The organism is Burkholderia sp. MSMB1588 (genome assembly GCF_001546925.1).
Classification (GTDB): Bacteria; Pseudomonadota; Gammaproteobacteria; order Burkholderiales; family Burkholderiaceae; genus Burkholderia; species Burkholderia humptydooensis.
Genome location: NZ_CM003770.1, coordinates 2,735,580 through 2,756,738, shown reverse-complemented (window position 1 = coordinate 2,756,738; position 21,159 = coordinate 2,735,580). Strand labels below are relative to the sequence as shown.

Sequence of the window (21,159 nt, the reverse complement as noted above, 5' to 3'; positions counted from 1 at the left end):
TCACGCGGTTCCGGGGATGAGCTTCAGGATCTCGTTGACTGGCAGGCAGCGCTCTTCGATCTCGAGCGTTCGGCCGTGCGCGACGATGCCTTCGGCAACCGCGAGCATCGCCGGATACGCGGCGCGCAGCAGGTGATTCGCGTAGATCACGACGCTGAAGTAGCGCGCGAGCTCGCTGAACGAAATCGCGTTGAAACTCGTCGGCACGCACGCGAGATACGCGTCGCTACGGCGCTCGCGAAACCGTTGCGCGAATTCGATGACTTCGTCCGCGTCCTTCTTGCGGCTGTAGATCATCACGCCGTCGGCGCCGGCCTCGCAATACGCGGCCGCGCGCGCGAGCGCGGCCGGCATGCCCTTGTCGAGAATCAGGCTTTCGACGCAGGCAATGATCTGAAAATCGTCGATCGATTCCTGGTGCTGAATCACGTCGTTGCCGAGCAGCGAATTTTTCTTCAACCCCGTTTTGTCTTCGATAATCACCGCCGGGACGCCGGATCGCTCGAGCGACTGGACGTTCAGCAGCCTGCTCGCGATGTCCAGGATTTCGATGGCCGGCCGCGCAGCGTCGAGTCGGTCAATGAATTCGACCGGAAGCCGTCGAACCCGGATTGCAGCACTCCGTGCGCAACATGAATTTTTTCGCTGATCATTGCGGAAATCGGGCTGTGGCTTTCAATGAAACGCAGCGCGCGCCCGCTTGTCAGCTTTTCCTTGAATGACCGACGTCTCTGTTCGTTGGTAATCGGCGCGCTTATTCATTTTCTTATTGGCACGATTTACTCCTCTCGAATGAAGAAATTTAATAATTTAAGCTCTGGGTTTGTGGTTATGGTTTATGAGGATTGGATGACAATGTCAAACCGGCTTGCGTGAAATAAAGTCACGCGTGCGCGCAGTGCAGGTGCGGATCGATGGAAGCGACAACAAGCGCGGCGGGCATTCCGTTTTCGGGAACGGGCAGCGCGCGATGACGTCGGATCGGCTGGCGGCGAACCGGCGCGGTCGGACGAGCGAGCGGACAAACCCCAAAAGAACGACGAAGCGGACGGCGCGCGCATGCGGCGCGGAGCCGTCCGCCGTCGCGTCAGGACGCGGCCTTCTCCGTGCCCCAGTTGCCGCCGTGCGCGGCCGCCTGCGCGGCCGGCGAGCGCGCGAGGTATTCGAGCGCGAGCTCGGTCGAGCCTTCGCCGTGCGGCGTGTAGCTCGGCCGGTAATAGCGCAGCGCCGCGCCGATCGTCTTCCAGAACGACGGCAGGTGATTGCGGCGCGAGCCGCGCCACCACGACAGCACGAAGCCCGGATAGCGGCCCGTGCCGGGGTCGCGCTCGTACATGTACTTCGCGCCCGACATGATGAAGTAGAGCAGGATCATGATCACGAACGTCATGTGGATCGAGCGCTCGACGTAGTTGCCGCCGAGATGCCGGTAGATGTCGAACGCGACGGCCCGGTGCTCGACTTCCTCCGCGCCGTGCCAGCGCAGCAGGTCGACGATCGTCGGATCGGCGCGGCCGTCGTCGAGCCCGCGCGCGTGCAGCACCCAGTTGCCGAGGTAGCCGAAGAAGTGCTCGAGCGACGCGATCACCGCGAGCTGCTGGCGCAGCCAGAAGCGCGTGTGGCCGATCTTCAGGCCGAGCGGCTTTTCGCCGAGCACCTTGGTGAAGAGCCAGTTGACCCGCTGCGTGAACGGCTTCGTGTCGATCCCGTGCCGCTCGTAGTAGTGCTTGAGCACGCCGCCGTGCGAGCGCGAATGCACGGCTTCCTGGCGCAGGAAGCCGTCGGCGTCGGCGCGCAGCGCCGGATCGGTGATGAGCGGTATCGCCTTGTTGTACACGCGGCAGAACCACAGTTCGCCTTCGGGGAACAGCAGGTTCAGCGTGTTGATGATGTGCGTGCTTTCGGGATCTCCTTCGATCCACTGGATCGGCGCTTTCGCGAAGTCGAACTTGACGTGGCGCGCCTTGATCGGATGGTGATTTTCCGGGGCATTCATCGATGTCTCCTCCAACGGTCGGGGGCGCTGTGCCGCTCAGTGCGACGCCATGCCGATGCGGGCGATCATCCGGCCGAGCCACGGCGTGAAGCGCCCGACGAAGCGCATCGCATGCGCTTCCGCGCCGATCGCGACGACCGGCTTGTTCTGCAGCACGCCGTCGACCATCGCCTTCGCGACGGTCTCCGGCTTCAGGCCGCGCATCTGATAGAGCTTCGTCGCGCGCTTGCGCAGCCGCGCTTCGTCCTGCGCGCTCTTCGCGCCCGCGTACTGGGTGGACGCCATGATGCCCGTCTCGGCGAAGCCGGGGCAGACGGCCGTCACGCCGATCCCGTGGTCGGCGAGCTCCGCGCGCATGCATTCGGAGAGCATCAGCACCGCGGCTTTCGTCGTCGCGTACGCGGGCAGGTCGCGCGACGGGCCGAACGCGGCCGCCGACGCGGTGTTGACGATGTGGCCGCCCGCGCCGCGCGCGGCCATCTGCGTAGCGAACAGGCGCGAGCCGTGGATCACGCCCCACAGGTTCACGCGCAGGATGCGCTCCCAATGCGCGGCCGACGTGTCGAGGATGCCGCCCGCCATGCCGATGCCCGCGTTGTTGACGACGACGTCCGCGCCGCCCAGCTCTTCGCCCACCCAGTTCGCGAGCGCTTCCATGTCGTCGGCCGAGCCGACGTCGACGCGCCGCACGTCGGCCTGCGCGCCGAGCAGCCGCACGAGGAGCGCGGTGCGCTCGGCCGCCTGCCCGTCGATGTCGACGGCGACGATCGACGCGCCTCGCTTCGCGAATTCGACGGCCGCGCAGCGGCCGATCCCGCTGCCCGCGCCGGTGATCACGACGCGCTTGCCGACGAATGGGCCGGCGCCGCTCGTGCGGCGCGCATGCGCGAGCGCGGGCGGCTCCGTGCCCGTCTCGACCGCTTCGATCAGTTCCTGCGCGAGCGCGGCGAAGCGCGCCGGCTCCGACAGCGGCAGCCAGTGCCGCTCGGCCACTTCGCGGCGGTAACAGGTCGGCACCCAGCGCGCGATGTCGGCCGACAGCGCGGGGCTCACGAACCTGTCGCGCAGCGGCACGACGACTTGCACGGGCGCGTGCGCATAGCGCTCGCGCGGCGCGAACACGCGGCGGATGAAGTTCGCGCGATACAGACGCACGCCGTGCACGCCGTCCTCGGTCTGCGTCGGGCGCGGGCCGATGTCGGTGCGCTCGAGCCGGCGCATCAGCGCGGGCCACGCACGGCCGAGCCACAGGCGCCAGTTGAGCTCGGGGATGAACGGCAGGTGGAACAGGTACACGTACCACGAGCGCACGAGCTGGCCGGCGAGGCGCTTGAGCGACGCGGGCGACGGCCGCGCGAGCTGCTGGCGCAGCCAGTAGCCGACGTGGTCGAGATTCGGTCCGGAGCACGACGTGTACGAGAGGATGCGCCCGGCGAGCCGCGGCTCGGTGACGAACTCCCAGCCCTGGATCGAGCCCCAGTCGTGGCCGATCACGTGCACCGCGCGGTTCGGCGCGAGCGCGTCGATCACCGCCGCGAAGTCGTCGACGAGCCGCTCGAGCCGATAGTCGGCCGTGCGCGCGGGCTTCGTCGACAGGCCCGCGCCGCGCACGTCGTAGGCGATCACGTAGTACGACTTCGCCAGCAGCGGCGCGACGCGGCGCCAGACTTCGCTGCTGTCCGGATAGCCGTGCACGAGCACGACGGCGGGGCGCGACGCGTCGCCCCAGGTCTTCGCGGCGAGCGTGACGTCGCCGGCCGCGACGGCGGTTTCGGTGTGAACCGATTCGAACAGCGCGAGCGGCGCTTCGTCGGAGAGGGGCTGCATCGTGATGTCTTCGTGTGGTGAGCGGAAAGGAACGGCGCGCGGCGGCTGCCGTCACGCCGCCTGTTCGTGCGCGAGCGGCTTGCGCGCCTCCTCGCGCGCGCGCCAGCGGCGCACGTGCGGCAGGTCGTCGTCGAGCCAGTACGCGTCGTCGTCGGTGATGACGAGCAGCTCCTCGAACTTCGCGCCGACGCCTGCGAAGCCGAGATGCGGCTCGACCGCCCAGAGGCCGGGCGTCGGCGCGTGATCGGAGCGCGCGTCGATCGACCACAGCGGCGACCAGCCCTGTTCCTTGCCCGCGCGCGCCTGCTCGAGCAGCAGGTTGCGCGTCGAATTGAGGCCGAAGCGCGCGACGAAGCGCGGCTTCGACAGCTTGCGCAGCTTCGCGACGCGATGCGCGAGCACCTTGAACGGATACGCCTTGTGGCGCGGCTCGACGCCCTGGCGGCGGCACAGCGCGTCCACTTCCTGCGCGACCTCGGCGAGCGTGCGGCGCTCCTTCACGAGCTTCACGATCATCTCGCGGTGCGCGATCAGGTCGTCCTGCAATTGCTCGAGGATCGGGTTGTGGCCGAGGCAGGTCGCATAGCCGACGTCGGCGATGACGCCGTCGACGACGGGCGCGACGTCGAGAATCACCGGCATGTCAGGCTCGAGCGTGCGATTGCTCGGAAAGAACGCGAGATTGAAGCCGCCCAGGTGCTTGAGGCCCGAGAAGCCTTCGAACGCGGTGCGCTCACCGAACCACGCGAACGGCTTGTGCAGCCAATCCTGCACGCCGTGGTCCTGCGCCCATTCGAGCATCAGCCGCGCGGCCTGCTTCTCGGTGATGCCCGGATACAGCATGTCGCCGACGGACTCGACGCAGCGGTATGCGAGCTGTTGGACGGAGCGGAACTGGTCCAGTTCGTCGATGTGCACTTCCGGCAGCGGATGCTCGGCCATGGCGTCGTCTCCCTTTCTTCGTCGTTCTGAGCGGCGGTGCCGGCCGCGGATGCGTCAGCCGCCATTGCACTGCGTCAGTAAATGTGACATTGATCAATGTAATTATCTTATATCAACGAATCGCGTCTGGGCGCGTGTTTGTGATGAGTACTTTTCCTAATTCGTCGCGGGAAAGGCGGCAGGCCCCGCTCCGGGCTGCGTCGGGGGAAATGGGGAATGATCCGGCGGACTATCGGACTATCGGACTATCGGACCATCGAAGCAGCGGTGTCGTTGAGCCACCGGGCCGTCGGACCGCGGCAGGATCGATGCGCGAAAATCGATACCGCGATCACTGCGGCGCGCGCCCGAAGCGTTCGAGCATGGCGCTGAGCAGATCGACCGGCAGCGGGAACACGATCGTCGAGTTCTTGTCGGCGGCGATCGTCGTCAGCGTCTGCAGATAGCGCAACTGCATCGCCTGCGGCTGCAGCGCGAGCCGCTGCGCGGCCTTCAGCAGTTGCTCGGACGCCTGCAGCTCGCCTTCCGCGTGGATCACCTTCGCGCGCCGCTCGCGCTCGGCCTCCGCCTGGCGCGCGATCGCGCGGATCATCGTCTCGTTCAGGTCGACGTGCTTGATCTCGACCGTCGATACCTTGATCCCCCATGCGTCGGTCTGCGCGTCGAGCGTCTTCTGGATGTCGGCGTTCAGTTGCTCGCGCTCGGCGAGAAGCGCGTCGAGCTCGTGCTTGCCGAGCACCGCGCGCAGCGTCGTCTGCGCGAGCTGGCTCGTCGCGTCGAAGTAGCGCGCGACCTGGATCACCGCCTTTTCCGGGTCGACCACGCGGAAATACACGACCGCGCTCACCTTCACCGACACGTTGTCGCGCGTGATCACGTCCTGCGCGGGCACGTCGAACACGACGGTGCGCAGATCGATCCGCACCACCTGCTGGACGACGGGCACGATCAGCACGAGCCCCGGCCCCTTGACCTTCCAGAAGCGGCCGAGCAGGAACACGACGCCGCGCTCGTACTCGCGAAAGATCCGGATCGACGAGGCAATGAGGAACAGCGCGAACACGAACAGCAGGCTGCCGAAACCGAACGTGAAACCCATCATGATTGTTCTCCTCGTGTTGGGATGGCGTTGTCGTACAGCGGGGCGACGGTCAGCGTGAGGCCGTTGCGGCCCGTCACGCGCACGCGGCGGCCGGCCGCGATCGGCGTCGCGCTCGCGACGCGCCAGCGCTCGCCGTGCACGCGCGCCCAGCCGGCCGCGGACGGCGCGAGCGGCGCGCCCGGGTCCGCGCTCGGGCCGATCTGCGGCGGCTGATCGGGCACGAGGCCGTCGTCGAGCACCTCGCCGATGCTGCCGACGATCGCCTCCGCGCCCGTGACGACGGGCCGCCGGCGCGCGCGCAGCGCGAAGCCCGACACGCCGAACACGAGGATCGCGCCCGCGGCCGCGAGCGAAACGATCACGGGCCACGGCACGCCGTAGCCGGGTACGTCGGTGTCGATCAGCATCAGCGCGCCGATCGCGAACGCGACGATGCCGCCCACGCCGAGCGCGCCGAACGTCGGCAGGAACGCCTCGGCGATCAGGAACGCGATGCCGAGCAGCACGAGCGCGAGGCCCGCGTAGCTGATCGGCAGCAACTGCAGCGCGAACAGGCCGACGAGCAGGCTGATCGCGCCCGCGACGCCCGGCAGCACGAAGCCGGGATTCGCGAATTCGAAGAAGAGCCCATACATGCCGAGCGTGACGAGCACGAGCGCGACGCTCGGATCGGCGATCGTCGCGAGCAGCCGGCTGCGCCAGTCGGGCTCGATCGTTTCGATCGGCGCCTGCGCGGTATCGAGCCGGTGCGTGCCCGTTGCGGTGACGATGCTGCGGCCGTCGAGCCTGGCGGCGAGATCGGCCGGGTCGTTCGCGATCAGGTCGACGACGTGCTGCGCGAGCGCGTCGTTCGCGGGCAGGCTCACCGCTTCGCGCACCGCGCGCTCCGCCCATTCGACGTTGCGGCCGCGCAACTGCGCGAGGCTGCGGATGTACGCGGCCGCGTCGTGCAGCGCCTTGCGGGTTTCGGTCGATTCGGCGTCGGTCGCGCCCGCGCCGGAACCGCCGGACGCGGCGCCGGGCTCGCGCCGCGCGGCGGGCGGCGCCTGGCCGCCGATGCCGAACTGCACGGGCGACGCCGCGCCGAGGTTCGTGCCGGGCGCCATCGCCGCGATATGGCTCGCGTAGACGATGTAGGTGCCCGCGCTCGCCGCGCGCGCGCCGCCCGGCGCGACGAACGCGGCGACGGGCACGCCCGAGCCGACGATCGCCTTGATGATCTGCCGCATCGACGTGTCGAGGCCGCCCGGCGTGTCGAGCTGGACGATCGCGAGCTGCGCGTGCTCGCGCGCGGCGCGTTCGAGGCCGCGGACGATGAAGTCGGCGCTCGCCGGGCCGATCGCGCCCGTGACCGGAATCACGACGACGGGCGCGCGTGCCGCGGCGGTGGCGGCGGCCGCGGCGCACGCGAGCAGCAGGCCGATCAGCACGGCCGCGCGCGCGAGCCGCGCGGGCAGCTTGCCGTGCAGCGGCGGCGGACGTGGCGAAGGACGGGGCATGGGCATCGCGGTGTCGGCCGGCGGCGCGCTGCCGCATGGTGCGGCGCCGCAGCCGGGCCGTGAGAAGGGCGGGCGCCCGGTGCTTAAAGAGTAGGCGGTTTCCGGCGAAAGCGTGAAGCGGCCGCGCGCGCGGCGAGCGCGGCGTCGCGGTAGTCGGCGGGGCTCATCCCGCGCCACTTGCGGAACGCGCGATAGAACGCGCTCGGCTCGGCGAAGCCCGCCGCCGCGGCGACGTCGGCCACCGTGCGGGCCGGGTCGGCGAGCGCCTCGCACGCGAGATCGCGGCGCAGCGCGTCCTTGATCGACTGATACGAATGGCCTTCCTGCTTCAGCTTGCGCCGCAGCGTCGCCTCGGCCACATGCAGCCGCGCGGCGAGCGCCTGCGCGGTCGGCCACGCGGCGGGCGGCAGCGCGCGCAGCGCCGCGCGCACGCGCTCGCCGAACGCGTGCGGATTGCGGTACTTGACGATGAAGCTCGCTGGCGCGTCGCGCAGGAACGGCTTGAGCGTCTTGGCCGTCTGCACGACGGGCAGCGCGGCGAACGCCGGATCGAAATCGACGTACGAATCGGGCTGGCCGAAGCGCATGTCGTCGCAGAACATCAGTCGATATTCGTGGACAGCGCGCGGCTCGCCGCAGCGAAAGCTCGCGTGCAGCAGCGGAATGCGCCGCCCGATCAGCCAGCACGTGAGGCCGTAGACGATGACGAAATAGGTCGCGTACGCGAACATCTCCGGCGGGTTCGCGTTGTTGCGATGCACGAAGCGCAGCCGCACGCGCTCGGCGCTCGCGTCGATCTCGGCGTGCAGATCGTCGAGCACGCAGTGCATGAAGTTGACCGCCCGCGCGAGCGCGCGCAGCCCGTTGCGCGCCGTGAGCGCCGCCTGGCTCATCGCGATGAAGCTGCCGCAGCGCATCGGGTGCGGGTCCTGGCCGAAGAACTCGTCGTCGAGCGCGCGCGCGATCGCGTTCCACAGCGCGCCGTACTGCCGCGCCGACACGCGCGCGTTCGGCTGCGCGAGCAGCGCGGCCGCTATGCCCGCCTGCGCGAGGAGCGGCGCGTCGCCGACGCCGCGCCGCCGCGACAGCGCGAGGCTCGACTCGACGAGTTCGATCGAAACGGTGCCCTTCTTCTCTTCGTGCTTCATCGCAGGAGCGTGCCGCGGTGCGGTATGGCAAAAACGATCAGTGTAATTGAGCGGAGCGAGCATCGAACAGTTTCCGCGCGTTGCCTACACTTGACTGATCGACACAGAATGATCGAGGCGCGCCGCGCGACGACGCGGTTGGCGCCCAGGAGACATGCAGTCATGGACGATCTCTACACCGAAGATCAACGGATGATCCTCGACGCCGCGCGCGCCTTCTCCGCCGAAGTGCTCGCGCCGAACGCCGCCCAGTGGGACCGCGAATCGCATCTGCCCGACGAGGTCGTTGCGCAGATGGGCGAGCTCGGCTTTCTCGGCATGATCGTGCCCGCCGACTGGGGCGGATCGTATACGGATTACGTCGCCTACGCGCTCGCGCTCGAGGAGATCGCGGCGGGCTGCGCGTCGTGCGCGACGCTCGTGAGCGTGCACAACTCGGTCGGCTGCGGCCCGGTGCTGAACTACGGCACGACCGAGCAAAAGGAGCGCTGGCTGCGCGATCTCGCGAGCGGCAAGACGATCGGCGCGTTCAGCCTCACCGAGCCGCACGCGGGCTCCGAGGCGCACAACCTGCGCACCCGCGCGGAGCTGCGCGACGGCAAGTGGATTCTGAACGGCAGCAAGCAGTTCGTCACGAACGGCGCGCGCGCGGGCCTGGCGATCGTTTTTGCCATGACCGATCCGGACGAGGGCAAGCGCGGGCTGTCCGCGTTCGTCGTGCCGGCCGACACGCCGGGCTTCATCGTCGGCAAGCCCGAGAAGAAGATGGGCATCCGCGCGTCGGACACGTGTCCGATCACGCTCGAGAACTGCGCGATTGCGCAGGAGAATCTGCTCGGCAAGCGCGGCGAGGGGCTGAGGATCGCGCTGTCGAACCTCGAGGGCGGGCGCATCGGCATTGCCGCGCAGGCGACGGGCATCGCGCGCGCCGCGTTCGACCGCGCGCGCCGCTATGCGCGCGAGCGCGTGCAGTTCGGCAAGCCGATCGCCGAGCATCAGGCGATCGCCGAGAAGCTCGCGAACATGGCGACGCAGATCAACGCCGCGCGCCTGCTCACGCATCACGCGGCGCGGCTGCGCACGGCGGGGCTGCCGTGCCTGTCGGAGGCGTCGCAGGCGAAGCTCTTCGCGTCCGAGATGGCCGAGGCGGTGTGCTCGGACGCGATCCAGATCCACGGCGGCTACGGTTTCCTCGTCGATTACGAGGTCGAGCGCCATTACCGCGATGCGCGGATCACGCAGATCTACGAGGGGACCAGCGAAGTGCAAAGAATGGTGATCGCGCGGCAGCTTTGAGCGCTGTCGCGCGAATCGCCGCAAGGAAGCACTCGCGCAACATGGACAGCTTTGCATGGGATCGGGGTAGGCGCTGAGGCGCCAGCTCCGATCGACTGCTTTGCATGGGATCGGAGTAGGCGCTGAAGCGCCAACTCCGATCGACAGCTTTGCATGGGATCGGAGTAGGCGCTAAAGCGCCAACTCCGATCGACAGGAGACGACACGATGACGGCACTGGCGTTCCTCGACGCACGCGATTTTCTGCTGCGCCACCGCACCGACTACGACACCGCATATCGCGATTTCAGGTGGCCGGCGCTCGACGAATTCAACTGGGCGCTCGATTACTTCGACGCGATCGCGCGCGGCAACGACAAGCCCGCACTGTGGATCGTCGACGCGGCGACGGGCGACGGCGCGCAGTACACGTTCGCGCAGATGTCGGAGCGTTCCGCGCGGATCGCGAACTGGCTGCGCGGGATCGGCGTCGCGCGCGGCGACCGGATTCTGCTGATGCTGCCGAACCGCGTCGAGCTGTGGGACGCGATGCTCGCGGCGATGAAGCTGGGCGCGGTCGTGCTGCCCGCGACGACGCAATTGTCCGCCGACGACGTGCGCGAGCGCGTGCAGATCGGCGGCGCGCGCTATGCGATCGTCGACGAGAGCGAGGCCGCGAAGTTCGAGCAGCCGGGGCTCGACGTGACGAAGATCGTCGCGGGCGCGCCGCGCGCGGGGTGGCTCGCGTTCGCCGACGGCTATGCGGCCGCGGCCGATTTCGCGCCCGAGCGCGTCACGCGCGCGAGCGATCCGATGCTGCTGTATTTCACGTCGGGCACGACGTCGAAGCCGAAGCTCGTCGAGCACACGCACCGCACGTATCCGGTCGGCAGCCTGTCGACGATGTACTGGATCGGCCTGCAGCCGGGCGACGTCCACTGGAACATCAGCTCGCCCGGCTGGGCGAAGCACGCATGGAGCTGCTTCTACGCGCCGTGGAACGCGCAGGCGTGCGTGTTCGCGTTCAACTATGCGCGCTTCGAGCCGAAGGTCGTGCTCGACGCGCTCGTCAGGTATCAGGTCACGACGATGTGCGCGCCGCCGACCGTCTGGCGGATGCTCGTCCAGCAGCCGCTCGCGGCGTTCCCGGTGAAGCTGCGCGAGATCGTCGGCGCGGGCGAGCCGCTCAATCCGGAGATCATCGAGCGCGTGAAGAAGACGTGGGGCGTGACGATCCGCGACGGCTACGGGCAGACCGAGACGACGTGCCTGATCGGCAACTCGCCGGGCCAGCCGGTCGTGCCGGGCTCGATGGGCCGGCCGCTGCCGGGCTACGCGATTGTGCTGCTCGATCCGGACGGCACCCCCGCGAGCGAAGGCGAGGTCGCGCTGCCGGTGGGCCCGGGCGCCGGGCGCCCGGTCGGCCTGATGAAGGGCTACGCGAACCACCCGGAGGCGACCGCGCACGCGATGCGCGACGGCCATTACCGCACGTCCGACATCGCGCTGCGCCGCGACGACGGCTACTTCGTCTACGTCGGCCGCGCCGACGACGTATTCAAGTCGTCCGACTACCGGCTGAGCCCGTTCGAGCTGGAGAGCGTGCTGATCGAGCACGAGGCGATCGCGGAGGCGGCCGTCGTGCCGAGCCCGGACCCGCTGCGGCTGTCGGTGCCGAAGACGTTCATCACGCTGCGCGAGGGCTACGAGCCGAGCGAGGCGCTCGCGCGCGAGATCTTCCGCTTCTCGCGCGAAAAGCTCGCGCCGTACAAGCGGATTCGGCGGTTGCAGTTCGCCGAGCTGCCGAAGACGATCTCCGGCAAGATCCGCCGCGTCGAGCTGCGCCGCCGCGAGCTGGAGCGCGGCGACGACGCGTCGGGCCGGATGCCCGGCGAGTATTGGGAAGAGGATTTCGCGGCCGAGGGCAAGTGACGCCCGGCGTGCCGCTTCGCATCAACCGGCCGGCGACGCGCGCGGCGCGCCGCCGGCCATAGCCAGGAGAATCTCACGATGAACGCAACTCCGTCGTCCCGGAAGGGACATCACGTGCCGACCGTGAAGCTGTTGATCGCCGGCGAATTCGTCGAATCCCACGCGACCGAGTGGCGCGACATCGTCAATCCGGCGACGCAGGAGCTGCTCGCGCGCGTGCCGTTCGCGACCGCCGCCGAAGTCGACGCGGCCGTCGAGGCCGCGCAGGCCGCGTTCGCGAAATGGAAGGGCACGCCGCTCTCCGCGCGGATGCGCATCATGCTGAAGTTCCAGGATCTCGTGCGCGCGAACCTGCCGCAGATCGCGAAGACGCTGACGGCCGAGCAGGGCAAGACGCTGCCCGATGCCGAGGGCGACGTGTTCCGCGGCCTCGAAGTGGTCGAGCACGCGTGCTCGGTCGGCACGCTGCAACTCGGCGAATTCGCGGAGAACGTCGCGGGCGGCGTCGATACGTATTCGCTGCGCCAGCCGCTCGGCGTGTGCGTCGGCATCACGCCGTTCAACTTCCCCGCGATGATCCCGCTGTGGATGTTCCCGATGGCGATCGTCTGCGGCAACACGTTCGTGCTGAAGCCGTCCGAGCAGGACCCGCTGTCGACGATGCAGCTCGTCGAACTCGCAATCGAGGCGGGCGTGCCGAAGGGCGTGCTGAACGTCGTGCACGGCGGCAAGGAAGTCGTCGACGCGCTGTGCTCGCATCCGCTCGTGAAGGCGATCTCGTTCGTCGGCTCGACGGCCGTCGGCACGCACGTGTACCGGCTCGGCAGCGAGCACGGCAAGCGCGTGCAGTCGATGATGGGCGCGAAGAACCACGCGGTGGTCCTGCCCGACGCGAATCGCGAGCAGACGGTGAACGCGCTCGTCGGCGCGGCGTTCGGCGCGGCGGGCCAGCGCTGCATGGCGACGTCGGTCGCGGTGCTCGTCGGTGCGGCACGCGACTGGCTGCCCGACATCGTCGCGAAGGCGCAGACGCTGAAGGTCAACGCGGGCGCGGAAGCGGGCACCGACGTGGGGCCCGTCGTGTCGCGCGCGGCGAAGCAGCGGATCCTCGGCCTTATCGAAGCCGGCGAAAAGGAGGGCGCGAAGCTCGCGCTCGACGGCCGCGGCGTGAGCGTGCCCGGCTATGAGCACGGCAACTTCATCGGCCCGACGATCTTCGCGGACGTGAAGCCGGAGATGTCGGTCTACACGCACGAGATCTTCGGCCCGGTGCTGTGCGTGATGTCGGTCGACACGCTCGACGAAGCGATCGCGCTCGTCAACGCCAATCCGTTCGGCAACGGCGTCGGCCTCTTCACGCAAAGCGGCGCGGCCGCGCGCAAGTTCCAGAGCGAGATCGACATCGGCCAGGTCGGCATCAACATTCCGATTCCGGTGCCGGTGCCGTTCTTCAGCTTCACGGGCTCGCGCGGCTCGAAGCTCGGCGATCTCGGCCCGTACGGCAAGCAGGTCGTGCAGTTCTACACGCAGACGAAGACCGTCACCGCGCGCTGGTTCGACGACGACGCGACGGCGGGCGCCGTCAATACGACGATTCGTCTGCACTGATCGGAGGGCGCGATGAAGATCGGTTTTATCGGCTTGGGCCACATGGGTGCGCCGATGGCGCTCAATCTGCTGAAGGCGGGCCATGAAGTGCGCGCGTTCGATCTGAGCGAGGACGCGCTGCGCCTCGTGAAGGACGGCGGCGCGCAGGTTGCCGCTTCGCCGCGCGACGCGGCGGCGGGCGCCGAGTTCGTCGTCACGATGCTGCCCGCGGCCGCGCACGTGCGCGCCGTGCTCACGCAGGAGGATGGCGTGCTCGCGGGCCTTGCCGCGGGCGCGATGGTGATCGATTCGAGCACGATCGATCCGGCGAGCGCGCAGGCGTTCGGCGAGCTCGTGCGCGGCGGCGGCGGCGCGTTCGTCGATGCGCCCGTGTCGGGCGGCACGGGCGGCGCGGCGGCGGGCACGCTGACCTTCATGGTCGGCGGCGGCGACGCCGACTACGCGCGCGTGAAGCCCGTGCTCGCGGCGATGGGCAAGAACATCGTCCACTGCGGCGCGACCGGCATGGGGCAGGTCGCGAAGGTCTGCAACAACCTCGTGCTCGGGATCACGATGGCGGGCGTGTCCGAGGCAATGGCGCTCGGCGCGTCGCTCGGCATCGATCCGAAGGTGCTCGCGGGCATCATCAACACGTCGACGGGCCGCTGCTGGAGCTCGGACACGTACAACCCATATCCGGGCGTGATCGAGGCCGCGCCGTCGTCGCGCGGCTACACGGGCGGCTTCGGCACCGATCTGATGCTGAAGGATCTCGGCCTCGCGAACGACGCGGCGAAGCAGGCGCGGCAGCCGGTCTACCTCGGCGCGCTCGCGCAGCAGTTGTATCAGACGATGAGCAGCCGCGGCGACGGCAAGCTCGATTTCTCGGCGGTGATCCGCCTGTACCAGCCGGTCAAAAAGGAAACCTGATGATCGAGCTCGACTATGTCGACGACGGCGCGATCGCGCTCGTCACGCTCAAGCGCCCGTCCGCGAACACGTTCAGCGCGGACGGGCTCCTCCAACTGCAGCGCACGATCGAGCGGCTCGAAGCCGATTCCCGCGTGCGCGCGCTCGTCGTCACGGGCGACGGCCCGAAGTTCTTCAGCGCGGGCGCGGATCTGCATTCGTTCGCCGACGGCGATCACGCGATGGCGCGCACGATGGCGTCGCGCTTCGGCGCCGCGTTCGAGGTGCTGCACGACGCCCGCTTTCCGACGATCGCCGCGATCAACGGCTACGCGATGGGCGGCGGTCTCGAATGCGCGCTCGCATGCGACATGCGCGTCGCCGAGCGGCACGCGCAGATGGCGCTGCCCGAGCCGTCGGTCGGCCTCACGCCGTGCGGGCTCGGCACGCAGACGCTGCCCTGGCTCGTCGGCGAGGGCTGGGCGAAGCGGATGATTCTCGCGGGCGTGCGCGTCGACGCGCCAACCGCGCTGCGCATCGGCCTCGTCGAGGAAGTCGTCGACACCGGCCGCGCGCGCGATGCCGCGATCGAGCTCGCGCGCGGCGCGGTTGCGCTCGGCCCGCGAGCGGTGGGTGTCGCGAAGGAGCTGATCGGCCTTGCGCGGCAGGGCGTGCCGCGCGGCGCCGCGCTCGCGGTCGAGCGCGAGCGCTTCGTCGATCTGTTCGACGGCGGCGAGCCGCGCGAAGGCGTGGCCGCGTTTCTCGGCAAGCGCAAGCCGCAATGGCGAGCCGACGACGGAGGGCAGCCGCGATGAGCACGCCGATGATGCATGACGTCTCGCACGACGCGGCGGCGCGCGACGTGCTGATGCGCGTCGTGAACCGCGTCGCGCTGATCACGCTGAACCGGCCGGCCGCGCTCAACGCGCTGTCGCACGACATGGTGCGCGAGCTCGCCGCGTTGCTCGAACGCTGCCGCGACGATCGCTCGATCGTCGCGGTCGTGCTGCGCGGCGCGGGCGACAGGGGCTTCTGCGCGGGCGGCGACGTGCGCGCGCTCTACCGGATGGCGAAGGCGCGCGGCCGCGGCTGGCTGCCGTTCTTCATCGACGAATACCGGCTCGACTACGCGATTCACACGTTCCCGAAGCCCGTCGTCGCGCTGATGGACGGCATCACGATGGGCGGCGGAATGGGGCTCGCGCAAGGCGCCGCGCTGCGCGTGTCGACCGAGCGCAGCAAGATCGCGATGCCGGAGACGCGGATCGGCTTCGTGCCCGACGTCGGCGCGACGCATTTCCTGGCGCGGCTGCCGGTCGAGCTGTCGCTGTACGTCGGCCTCACGGGCGCGACGCTGTCGGGCGCGGACGCGCTCGCGGCGAAGCTCGCCGATCTGTCGGTGCCGTCGTCGTGGCTCGACACGTTCGAGACGCGGCTCGAGCGCGCCGACTGGTCGGGCGACGTGCTGCGCGGATTGCGCGCGGTGTTCGCGCCGCCGTGCAACGTCGTTCCGCATGCGGCGCTCGACAGCCAGATGCCGTGGATCGTCCGCCACTTCGACAAGCGCTCCGGCGTCGAGCGGATCGTCGCGACGCTGCGGCAGGACCTGACGCGCGACGAACTCTCGCGCGAGCATCGGCAATGGCTGCAGACGACGCTCGATGCATTGACGAGCCATTCGCCGACGATGCTCGACGTCACGCGCGACGCGCTGTTGCGCGGCCGGCAGATGACGCTCGCCGAATCGTTCCGGATGGAGCTCGGCATCGTCGCGCATGCGATCGAGGAGGGCGACTTCTGCGAAGGCGTGCGCGCGCATCTCGTCGACAAGGACCGCAGGCCGGGCTGGGCGCCCGCGACGCTCGTCGAGGTGCAGCGCGAGCGCGTTCTGCATTTCCTGACGTCGCCGTGGAAGCGCGAAGCGCATCCGCTCGCCGATCTCGGCGCGGCCGCGGGCTGAGCGCGCGTTGGCGGCGGCGCGGCGATTGGCGGTTCGAGGCGCGGGGCCGGCGGCAGATACGACGATGCGGCCGCTCCGCCGTTCCCCGCTGCGGCCTATCCCGCGCCGCCCAGCACCTTGTAGAGATCCATCCGGTTGTTGAGCCGTCCCAACTGATTGCGCGCGAGCGCGCTTTGCGCGTCGCGCAGCCGCTGCTGTTCGTCGAGCCACGGCTGCACGCCCGTCGCGCCGGCCGCGAAGCGCGCCTTCGCGAGCGTTTCGGCGCGCTGCGCCTGCGCGAGCGCGCGGGTGCGTTCGTCGGCCTCGGCCTCGAGCTGCACGCGCGCCGACAGCGCGTTCTCGACTTCGCCGAGCGCGCGATACAGGCTCTGCCGGAAATTGACGACGGCTTCCTCGTACTGCGACTTCGATACCTTGATCTGCAACTGCATCGTGTTCCACTGGATGAACGGCAGCGTGAGCCCGAGGCCGAGCGTCGCGACAGGATTCTGCAGCACGCGCTCGAGGCTCGTGCTCGCCGTGCCGACGTTGCCCGTCAGCGTGAACGTCGGATAGAAGCTCGTGCGCGTCACGTCGACGTTCGCGAGCGATTCGCGCAGCCGGAACTCGGCCGCGCGCAGATCGGGCCGGCGGCCGAGCAGCTCGGCCGGCACGCCCGCGGCGACGTCCGGAAGCGGCGCCGCGGGCAGCGCGTCGCGCTCGGCCGCTTGCCGCTGCGGCGGACGGTCGAACAGGATCGCGAGCGCGTTGCGATTCTCGGTGCGCTGCTGGATCAACTGCGTCTGGTCGGCGCGCAGCGCGGACAGGTTGCGCTCGGCCTGCGCGAGGTCGAGCCCGGACGTCGCGCCCGCCGCGTGGCGCGACTGCACGAGCTGCAGCGTGCGCTCGGCATACGCGATGTTCGCGTCGCCGATCGCGATCTGCTGATTCAGGTAGGCGATCTGCCAGTACAGCGCCGCCGTCGTGCCGATCAGCGCGAGCCGCGCCGCATCGCGGTCGGCCTGCGTCGCTTCCAGCTCCCAGCGCGCGGCGTCGCGCTGCGCGGCGAGCTTGCCCCACAGGTCGAGTTCGTAGCCGAGCGCCGCCGTGATGCCGCTCGTGCGGCTCATCCGGTGCGTGTCGAGCGTGCGCGATACGTTGCCCGTCGCGCCGAGCGTCACGTTCGGCGTCAGGTTCGTGTCCGCGAGCCCCGCCTGCAATTGCGCGCGGTAGACGCGGATCGCGGCGGCCGCGAGATCGTTGTTCGTGCGCAGCGCGCTGTCGATCAGGCGATCGAGCATCGGGTCGCCGAAGCGGCGCCACCAGTCGTCGGGCGCGGCGCTCGCCTGCGCGGCGACGGGCGCGGCCCACTGCGCGGGCAGCTCGAGCGCGGGCGGCGGCGCGTTGCGCGAGGAGCTCGCGCAGCCGGACAGCAGCGCGCCCGCGCATGCGAGCGCGGCGGCGCGCCGGGCGAAACGATGAGTCGAGGGTAGTGTCGTCATCGCGTCACCTCAATCGCGCGCGAGCGCATCGATCGGATCGAGCCGCGACGCGTTGCGCGCGGGCATGAAGCCGAACACGACGCCGATCAGCGTCGAGCACAGGAACGCCGACGCGATCGAGCCGGCCGAGAACACCATTTTCCATTGGTCGACGAACAGCGAGAACACGAAGCTCATGCCGAACGACAGCACGATGCCGATCGCGCCGCCCATCAGGCAGACGGTCACGGCTTCGACGAGGAACTGCTGCATGATGTCGGCCTGCCGCGCGCCGACCGCCATCCGGATGCCGATCTCGCGCGTGCGCTCGGTCACCGACACGAGCATGATGTTCATCACGCCGATCCCGCCGACGACGAGCGAGATCACCGCGATCAGCGACAGCAGCAGCGTCAGCGATTGTCCGGTCTTCTCGACCGTCTTGACGACGCTGTCCATGTTGTACGTGAAGAAATCCTTGCGGCCGTGCCGCTGCAGCATCAGCTTCGTCAGGCTTTGCTCGGCCGCGTTGCTCGGCTGGCCGTCGCGCACGCGCACGGTGATGCTGTCGAGGTGCCGCTGGCCGAACAGGCGCCCGGACGCCGTCGTGTACGGCACCCAGACGTTCAGGTTCTTCATGTCGCCGAACGCGCTCTTCTTTGCGGCGGTCACGCCGATCACGACGCACGGCAGATTGTCGATCAGGATCACTTCGCCGAGCGGATTCGGGTTCGCGCCGAACAGCTTGCGGCGCGTGTTCTCGTCGATCACCGCGACCTGCGCCTGGCGGCGCACCTCGTCGGGGCCGAACGCGATGCCTTGCGCCATTTTCATCCCGCGCACCTGGAAGAAGCGCTCGCCGACGCCGCTCACGAGCGCGTTGACGTCGATGTTCCGATAGCGCAGCAGCAGGCTGCGCGACGTCTCGGGCGTCGCGCTGTCGACGTAGATCTGCTCGGCGAGCGCGGCGGCGTCGGCGGGCACGAGCGTCTGGATCGCGTCCGCGCGGCTGTCGCCCCAGTCGGCGCCGGGGTAGACGTTGATCGTGTTGGTGCCGATGCTGCCGATTTCGTCGAGCATGTAGCGCTTCGCGCCTTCGCCGATCGCGACGATCGACACGACCGACGTGATCCCGATGATGATCCCGAGCATCGTGAGCAGCGTGCGCAGCCGGTGCGACACGAGCGCGATCCACGCCATCCGGAACGCTTCCGCGAAGCGGCCGACGCCCGCCGACAGCCGGTGCGCGCGAAGCGGCCCGGCGTTGCCGTTCGCGTCGCGCGCGGCGCCGGCTTCATCCGCGCGCGGATTGAGCCGGTCGCCGACGATCCGGCCGTCGCTGATCTCGATGACGCGGCGCGCGTGCGCGGCGACGTGCTCGTCGTGCGTGACGATGATGACCGTGTGGCCGAGCGCGTTCAGCTCGCGCAGGACCCGGATCACGTCGCGGCCGCTGTTCGAATCGAGCGCGCCCGTCGGCTCGTCGGCGAGGATCACCTCGCCGCCGTTCATCAGCGCGCGCGCGATGCTCACGCGCTGCTGCTGGCCGCCCGATAGCTGGCTCGGCCGGTGGCCGGCGCGATCGGACAGGCCCAGGCGCGCGAGCAGCTTCAGCGCGCGCTCGCGCCGCTGCGCGTGCGCGCTGCCCGCATAGACGGCGGGCATCTCGACGTTTTCGGCCGCGGACAGATGCGGCAGCAGGTGATAGCGCTGGAAGATGAAGCCGAAATGCTCGCGGCGCAGGCGCGCGAGCTCGTCGCTTTCGAGCTCGCTCGTCTCGCGCCCGCCGACCGTGTAGCTGCCCGAGCTCGGATGGTCGAGGCAGCCGAGGATGTTCATCAGCGTCGACTTGCCCGAGCCGGACGCGCCGACGATGGCGACGATCTCGCCCGCGTCGATCGACAGGTTCACGTCGTCGAGCACGACGACGTCCTTGTCGCCCGCGGGAAAACGGCGCGTGACGCGCGTGAGCTGAAGCAGCGGCCCGGTCATCGTCAGTTCCTCGCGTCGGAGGCGGCCGCGCCGGCGCCGGCGGGCTCGGCCGCATCGCCGATGATCACGCGCTCGCCTTCGGCGAGGCCCGACAGCACTTCGACCTTCACGTTGTTGTTGATGCCGGTGCGGACCTTGCGCGTCGCGACCTTGTCGTCGGCGCCGACGACGCGCACGGCATACGTGCCGTCCTTGTCCTTCGCGCCGAGCGCGGCGACGGGGATGTTGAGCGCGTTGCGCGCGGTGCCGAGCAGGATGTTCACCTGCGCGGTCATCGAGATGCGCAGCCTGTGGCCGGGATTCGGCACTTCGAACAGCGCGTTGTAGAACACCGCGGCGTTCGTCTTCGACGAGCCGCCGCCCATGCCGCCGAGGCTGCTCTGCGTGTCGAGGAAGTTCTGCGGCGCGGGCTCGATCGCGCGCAGCTTGCCGTAGTAGCGCTTGTCGGGCTCGCCGAGGATCGTGAAATACGCGGCCTGGTCGGGATGGATGCGGATCACGTCCGCCTCCGACACCTGCGCCTTGACCGTCATCGTGTCGAGTTGGGCGAGCTTCAGGATCACGGGCGCCTGCTGCTGCGCGATCACCGTCTGGCCTTCCTGCGTGACGATCGCGACCACTTCGCCGTCCATCGGCGCGACGATCCGCGTATAGCCGAGGTTCGCGCGCGCGGTCTCGATCCTGATGCGCGCCGCGCGGATCTGCGCATCGAGCGCGACGAGGCTCGCGCGCTGCACGTCGAGCGACGCGGCCGCGGCCTCGTAGTCCTGGCGCGACGTCGCGTCGTCGGGCAGCATCTGCTGCTGCCGCCTGAACGCGAGCTCGGCCTGCTTCAGTTGCGCGGCGGTCGAGCGCTTCTGCGCGACGAGGTTCTCGACGTTCGCCTCGGCCTGGCGCAGCTCGTTGCGCGAGATCACCGGATCGATCTCGGCGAGCCACTGATCCTTCTTCACCTTGTCGCCGAGCTTCGCCTTCAGCGACTTCAACTGGCCGGACACCTGCGCGCCGACGTCGACCTGCTTGAACGCGTGCAGCGTGCCCGTGGCGAGCACCGCGTTCTCGAGATCGGCGCGGGCGACGTTCGCGGCGAGGTAATGCGGCGCCTTGTCTTTCGACCAGAAGCGTTGGTAGAGCGCCGCGAGCGAGACGAGCACGACGATGCCGGCCGCCGCGGCGATCCAGCGGCGTTGGGATTTTTTCATGAGAGGCGAACGATGACGCGTGGCAGGCGAGGGATTGTAATGAAAATGCAAACCGGCCATTGGAATACGGAAAGGCGCGCCGGGTTCAATGCGGCGACAAATTTCCTCAAAAATTCGACAGTTCGTGACAGGCGCATGGGCGGGCGGGCGCGGCGCCGCCGTTGCGCGCGCCGCCGTGCGTCATTTGCATATCTCGCGGCGGCGGGCATCGATAGCTGAATTCGTTGGTTGGCCGACATGCCGGCCCGCCCTACGATGCGCCGGGACAGACGCCGCGCGAAGCGGCGCGTCCGAGGGCCATTGCCGACCGGCCGGCCGCGCCGCGCGC

General features: G+C 69.3%; 15 protein-coding genes and 1 pseudogene. 6 read left to right on the top strand and 10 right to left on the bottom strand.

The genetic code is table 11. From position 1 onward, the window contains the following. The 7 genes and pseudogenes from WS92_RS11435 to WS92_RS11405 all read right to left on the bottom strand — a co-directional run bounded on the left by WS92_RS11435 (position 1) and on the right by WS92_RS11405 (position 8,577). A pseudogene (locus WS92_RS11435) lies at positions 1 to 653 on the bottom strand (isocitrate lyase/phosphoenolpyruvate mutase family protein). 434 nt (positions 654 to 1,087) lie between these two features. Continuing rightward, complete coding sequence (locus WS92_RS11430) at positions 1,088 to 1,996, bottom strand: metal-dependent hydrolase (protein ID WP_059931678.1); 909 nt, start codon at positions 1,994 to 1,996, stop codon at positions 1,088 to 1,090. A gap of 36 nt (positions 1,997 to 2,032) precedes the next feature. Further along, the gene (locus tag WS92_RS11425) at positions 2,033 to 3,823 is read right to left on the bottom strand and encodes an SDR family oxidoreductase (protein ID WP_059931612.1); all 1,791 of its coding nucleotides are present in this window, start codon (positions 3,821 to 3,823) and stop codon (positions 2,033 to 2,035) included. Between the two features lie 51 nt (positions 3,824 to 3,874). Next, positions 3,875 to 4,765 carry a M24 family metallopeptidase gene (locus tag WS92_RS11420; RefSeq protein ID WP_006027726.1) on the bottom strand — a complete coding sequence of 297 codons (891 nt, stop codon included), beginning with the start codon at positions 4,763 to 4,765 and terminating at the stop codon, positions 3,875 to 3,877. Between the two features lie 331 nt (positions 4,766 to 5,096). Next, positions 5,097 to 5,867 (bottom strand): slipin family protein, encoded by a 771-nt coding sequence (locus WS92_RS11415; protein ID WP_059931614.1) that lies wholly within the window; start codon positions 5,865 to 5,867, stop codon positions 5,097 to 5,099. Then, positions 5,864 to 7,366 carry an NfeD family protein gene (locus tag WS92_RS11410; protein ID WP_006027724.1) on the bottom strand — a complete coding sequence of 501 codons (1,503 nt, stop codon included), beginning with the start codon at positions 7,364 to 7,366 and terminating at the stop codon, positions 5,864 to 5,866. Before WS92_RS11410 ends, WS92_RS11415 begins: the two co-directional genes overlap by 4 nt. Positions 7,367 to 7,449: 83 nt before the next feature. After that, the gene (locus tag WS92_RS11405; protein ID WP_075645064.1) at positions 7,450 to 8,577 is read right to left on the bottom strand and encodes an AraC family transcriptional regulator; all 1,128 of its coding nucleotides are present in this window, start codon (positions 8,575 to 8,577) and stop codon (positions 7,450 to 7,452) included. Between the two features lie 99 nt (positions 8,578 to 8,676). On the opposite strand from WS92_RS11405, the gene WS92_RS11400 reads away from it, so the two are divergent. The 6 genes from WS92_RS11400 (at position 8,677) to WS92_RS11375 (ending at position 16,177) form a co-directional block, all read left to right on the top strand. After that, positions 8,677 to 9,810 (top strand): acyl-CoA dehydrogenase family protein, encoded by a 1,134-nt coding sequence (locus WS92_RS11400; RefSeq protein ID WP_015603915.1) that lies wholly within the window; start codon positions 8,677 to 8,679, stop codon positions 9,808 to 9,810. 207 nt (positions 9,811 to 10,017) lie between these two features. Further along, positions 10,018 to 11,721, top strand: coding sequence for an AMP-binding protein (locus tag WS92_RS11395; RefSeq protein ID WP_059931616.1), 1,704 nt, complete (start codon positions 10,018 to 10,020; stop codon positions 11,719 to 11,721). 78 nt (positions 11,722 to 11,799) lie between these two features. After that, complete coding sequence (locus WS92_RS11390) at positions 11,800 to 13,329, top strand: CoA-acylating methylmalonate-semialdehyde dehydrogenase (RefSeq protein WP_009914541.1); 1,530 nt, start codon at positions 11,800 to 11,802, stop codon at positions 13,327 to 13,329. Between the two features lie 12 nt (positions 13,330 to 13,341). Beyond that, positions 13,342 to 14,238, top strand: a complete 897-nt coding sequence (gene mmsB / locus WS92_RS11385) for a 3-hydroxyisobutyrate dehydrogenase (RefSeq protein ID WP_015602520.1) — start codon at positions 13,342 to 13,344, stop codon at positions 14,236 to 14,238. Continuing rightward, on the top strand, positions 14,238 to 15,032 hold the full coding sequence (locus WS92_RS11380) for an enoyl-CoA hydratase (protein WP_059931618.1): 795 nt from the start codon (positions 14,238 to 14,240) through the stop codon (positions 15,030 to 15,032). The genes mmsB and WS92_RS11380 overlap by 1 nt, the downstream gene beginning before the upstream one ends. Further along, positions 15,029 to 16,177, top strand: coding sequence for an enoyl-CoA hydratase/isomerase family protein (locus WS92_RS11375; protein WP_059931620.1), 1,149 nt, complete (start codon positions 15,029 to 15,031; stop codon positions 16,175 to 16,177). The genes WS92_RS11380 and WS92_RS11375 overlap by 4 nt, the downstream gene beginning before the upstream one ends. 95 nt (positions 16,178 to 16,272) lie before the next feature. Here WS92_RS11375 and WS92_RS11370 read toward each other — a convergent pair whose 3' ends face one another. The 3 genes from WS92_RS11370 to macA are packed head-to-tail and all read right to left on the bottom strand — an operon-like array spanning position 16,273 to position 20,831. After that, complete coding sequence (locus tag WS92_RS11370) at positions 16,273 to 17,658, bottom strand: efflux transporter outer membrane subunit (RefSeq protein WP_059931623.1); 1,386 nt, start codon at positions 17,656 to 17,658, stop codon at positions 16,273 to 16,275. A gap of 9 nt (positions 17,659 to 17,667) precedes the next feature. Further along, complete coding sequence (gene macB, locus WS92_RS11365) at positions 17,668 to 19,629, bottom strand: macrolide ABC transporter ATP-binding protein/permease MacB (protein WP_006027715.1); 1,962 nt, start codon at positions 19,627 to 19,629, stop codon at positions 17,668 to 17,670. 2 nt (positions 19,630 to 19,631) lie between these two features. Then, positions 19,632 to 20,831 carry a macrolide transporter subunit MacA gene (gene macA, locus WS92_RS11360; protein WP_006027714.1) on the bottom strand — a complete coding sequence of 400 codons (1,200 nt, stop codon included), beginning with the start codon at positions 20,829 to 20,831 and terminating at the stop codon, positions 19,632 to 19,634. Positions 20,832 to 21,159 lie beyond the last annotated feature (328 nt).

What these genes read in the sequence shown, in the direction of transcription:
- macA (WP_006027714.1), bottom strand. Translation starts at nt 20,831, where the DNA reads ATGAAAAAATCCCAACGCCGCTGGATCGCCGCGGCGGCCGGCATCGTC.
- WS92_RS11430 (WP_059931678.1), bottom strand. Translation starts at nt 1,996, where the DNA reads ATGAATGCCCCGGAAAATCACCATCCGATCAAGGCGCGCCACGTCAAG.
- WS92_RS11425 (WP_059931612.1), bottom strand. Translation starts at nt 3,823, where the DNA reads ATGCAGCCCCTCTCCGACGAAGCGCCGCTCGCGCTGTTCGAATCGGTT.
- macB (WP_006027715.1), bottom strand. Translation starts at nt 19,629, where the DNA reads ATGACCGGGCCGCTGCTTCAGCTCACGCGCGTCACGCGCCGTTTTCCC.
- WS92_RS11400 (WP_015603915.1), top strand. Translation starts at nt 8,677, where the DNA reads ATGGACGATCTCTACACCGAAGATCAACGGATGATCCTCGACGCCGCG.
- WS92_RS11370 (WP_059931623.1), bottom strand. Translation starts at nt 17,658, where the DNA reads ATGACGACACTACCCTCGACTCATCGTTTCGCCCGGCGCGCCGCCGCG.
- WS92_RS11380 (WP_059931618.1), top strand. Translation starts at nt 14,238, where the DNA reads ATGATCGAGCTCGACTATGTCGACGACGGCGCGATCGCGCTCGTCACG.
- WS92_RS11390 (WP_009914541.1), top strand. Translation starts at nt 11,800, where the DNA reads ATGAACGCAACTCCGTCGTCCCGGAAGGGACATCACGTGCCGACCGTG.
- WS92_RS11410 (WP_006027724.1), bottom strand. Translation starts at nt 7,366, where the DNA reads ATGCCCCGTCCTTCGCCACGTCCGCCGCCGCTGCACGGCAAGCTGCCC.
- WS92_RS11375 (WP_059931620.1), top strand. Translation starts at nt 15,029, where the DNA reads ATGAGCACGCCGATGATGCATGACGTCTCGCACGACGCGGCGGCGCGC.
- mmsB (WP_015602520.1), top strand. Translation starts at nt 13,342, where the DNA reads ATGAAGATCGGTTTTATCGGCTTGGGCCACATGGGTGCGCCGATGGCG.
- WS92_RS11405 (WP_075645064.1), bottom strand. Translation starts at nt 8,577, where the DNA reads ATGCTCGCTCCGCTCAATTACACTGATCGTTTTTGCCATACCGCACCG.
- WS92_RS11420 (WP_006027726.1), bottom strand. Translation starts at nt 4,765, where the DNA reads ATGGCCGAGCATCCGCTGCCGGAAGTGCACATCGACGAACTGGACCAG.
- WS92_RS11415 (WP_059931614.1), bottom strand. Translation starts at nt 5,867, where the DNA reads ATGATGGGTTTCACGTTCGGTTTCGGCAGCCTGCTGTTCGTGTTCGCG.
- WS92_RS11395 (WP_059931616.1), top strand. Translation starts at nt 10,018, where the DNA reads ATGACGGCACTGGCGTTCCTCGACGCACGCGATTTTCTGCTGCGCCAC.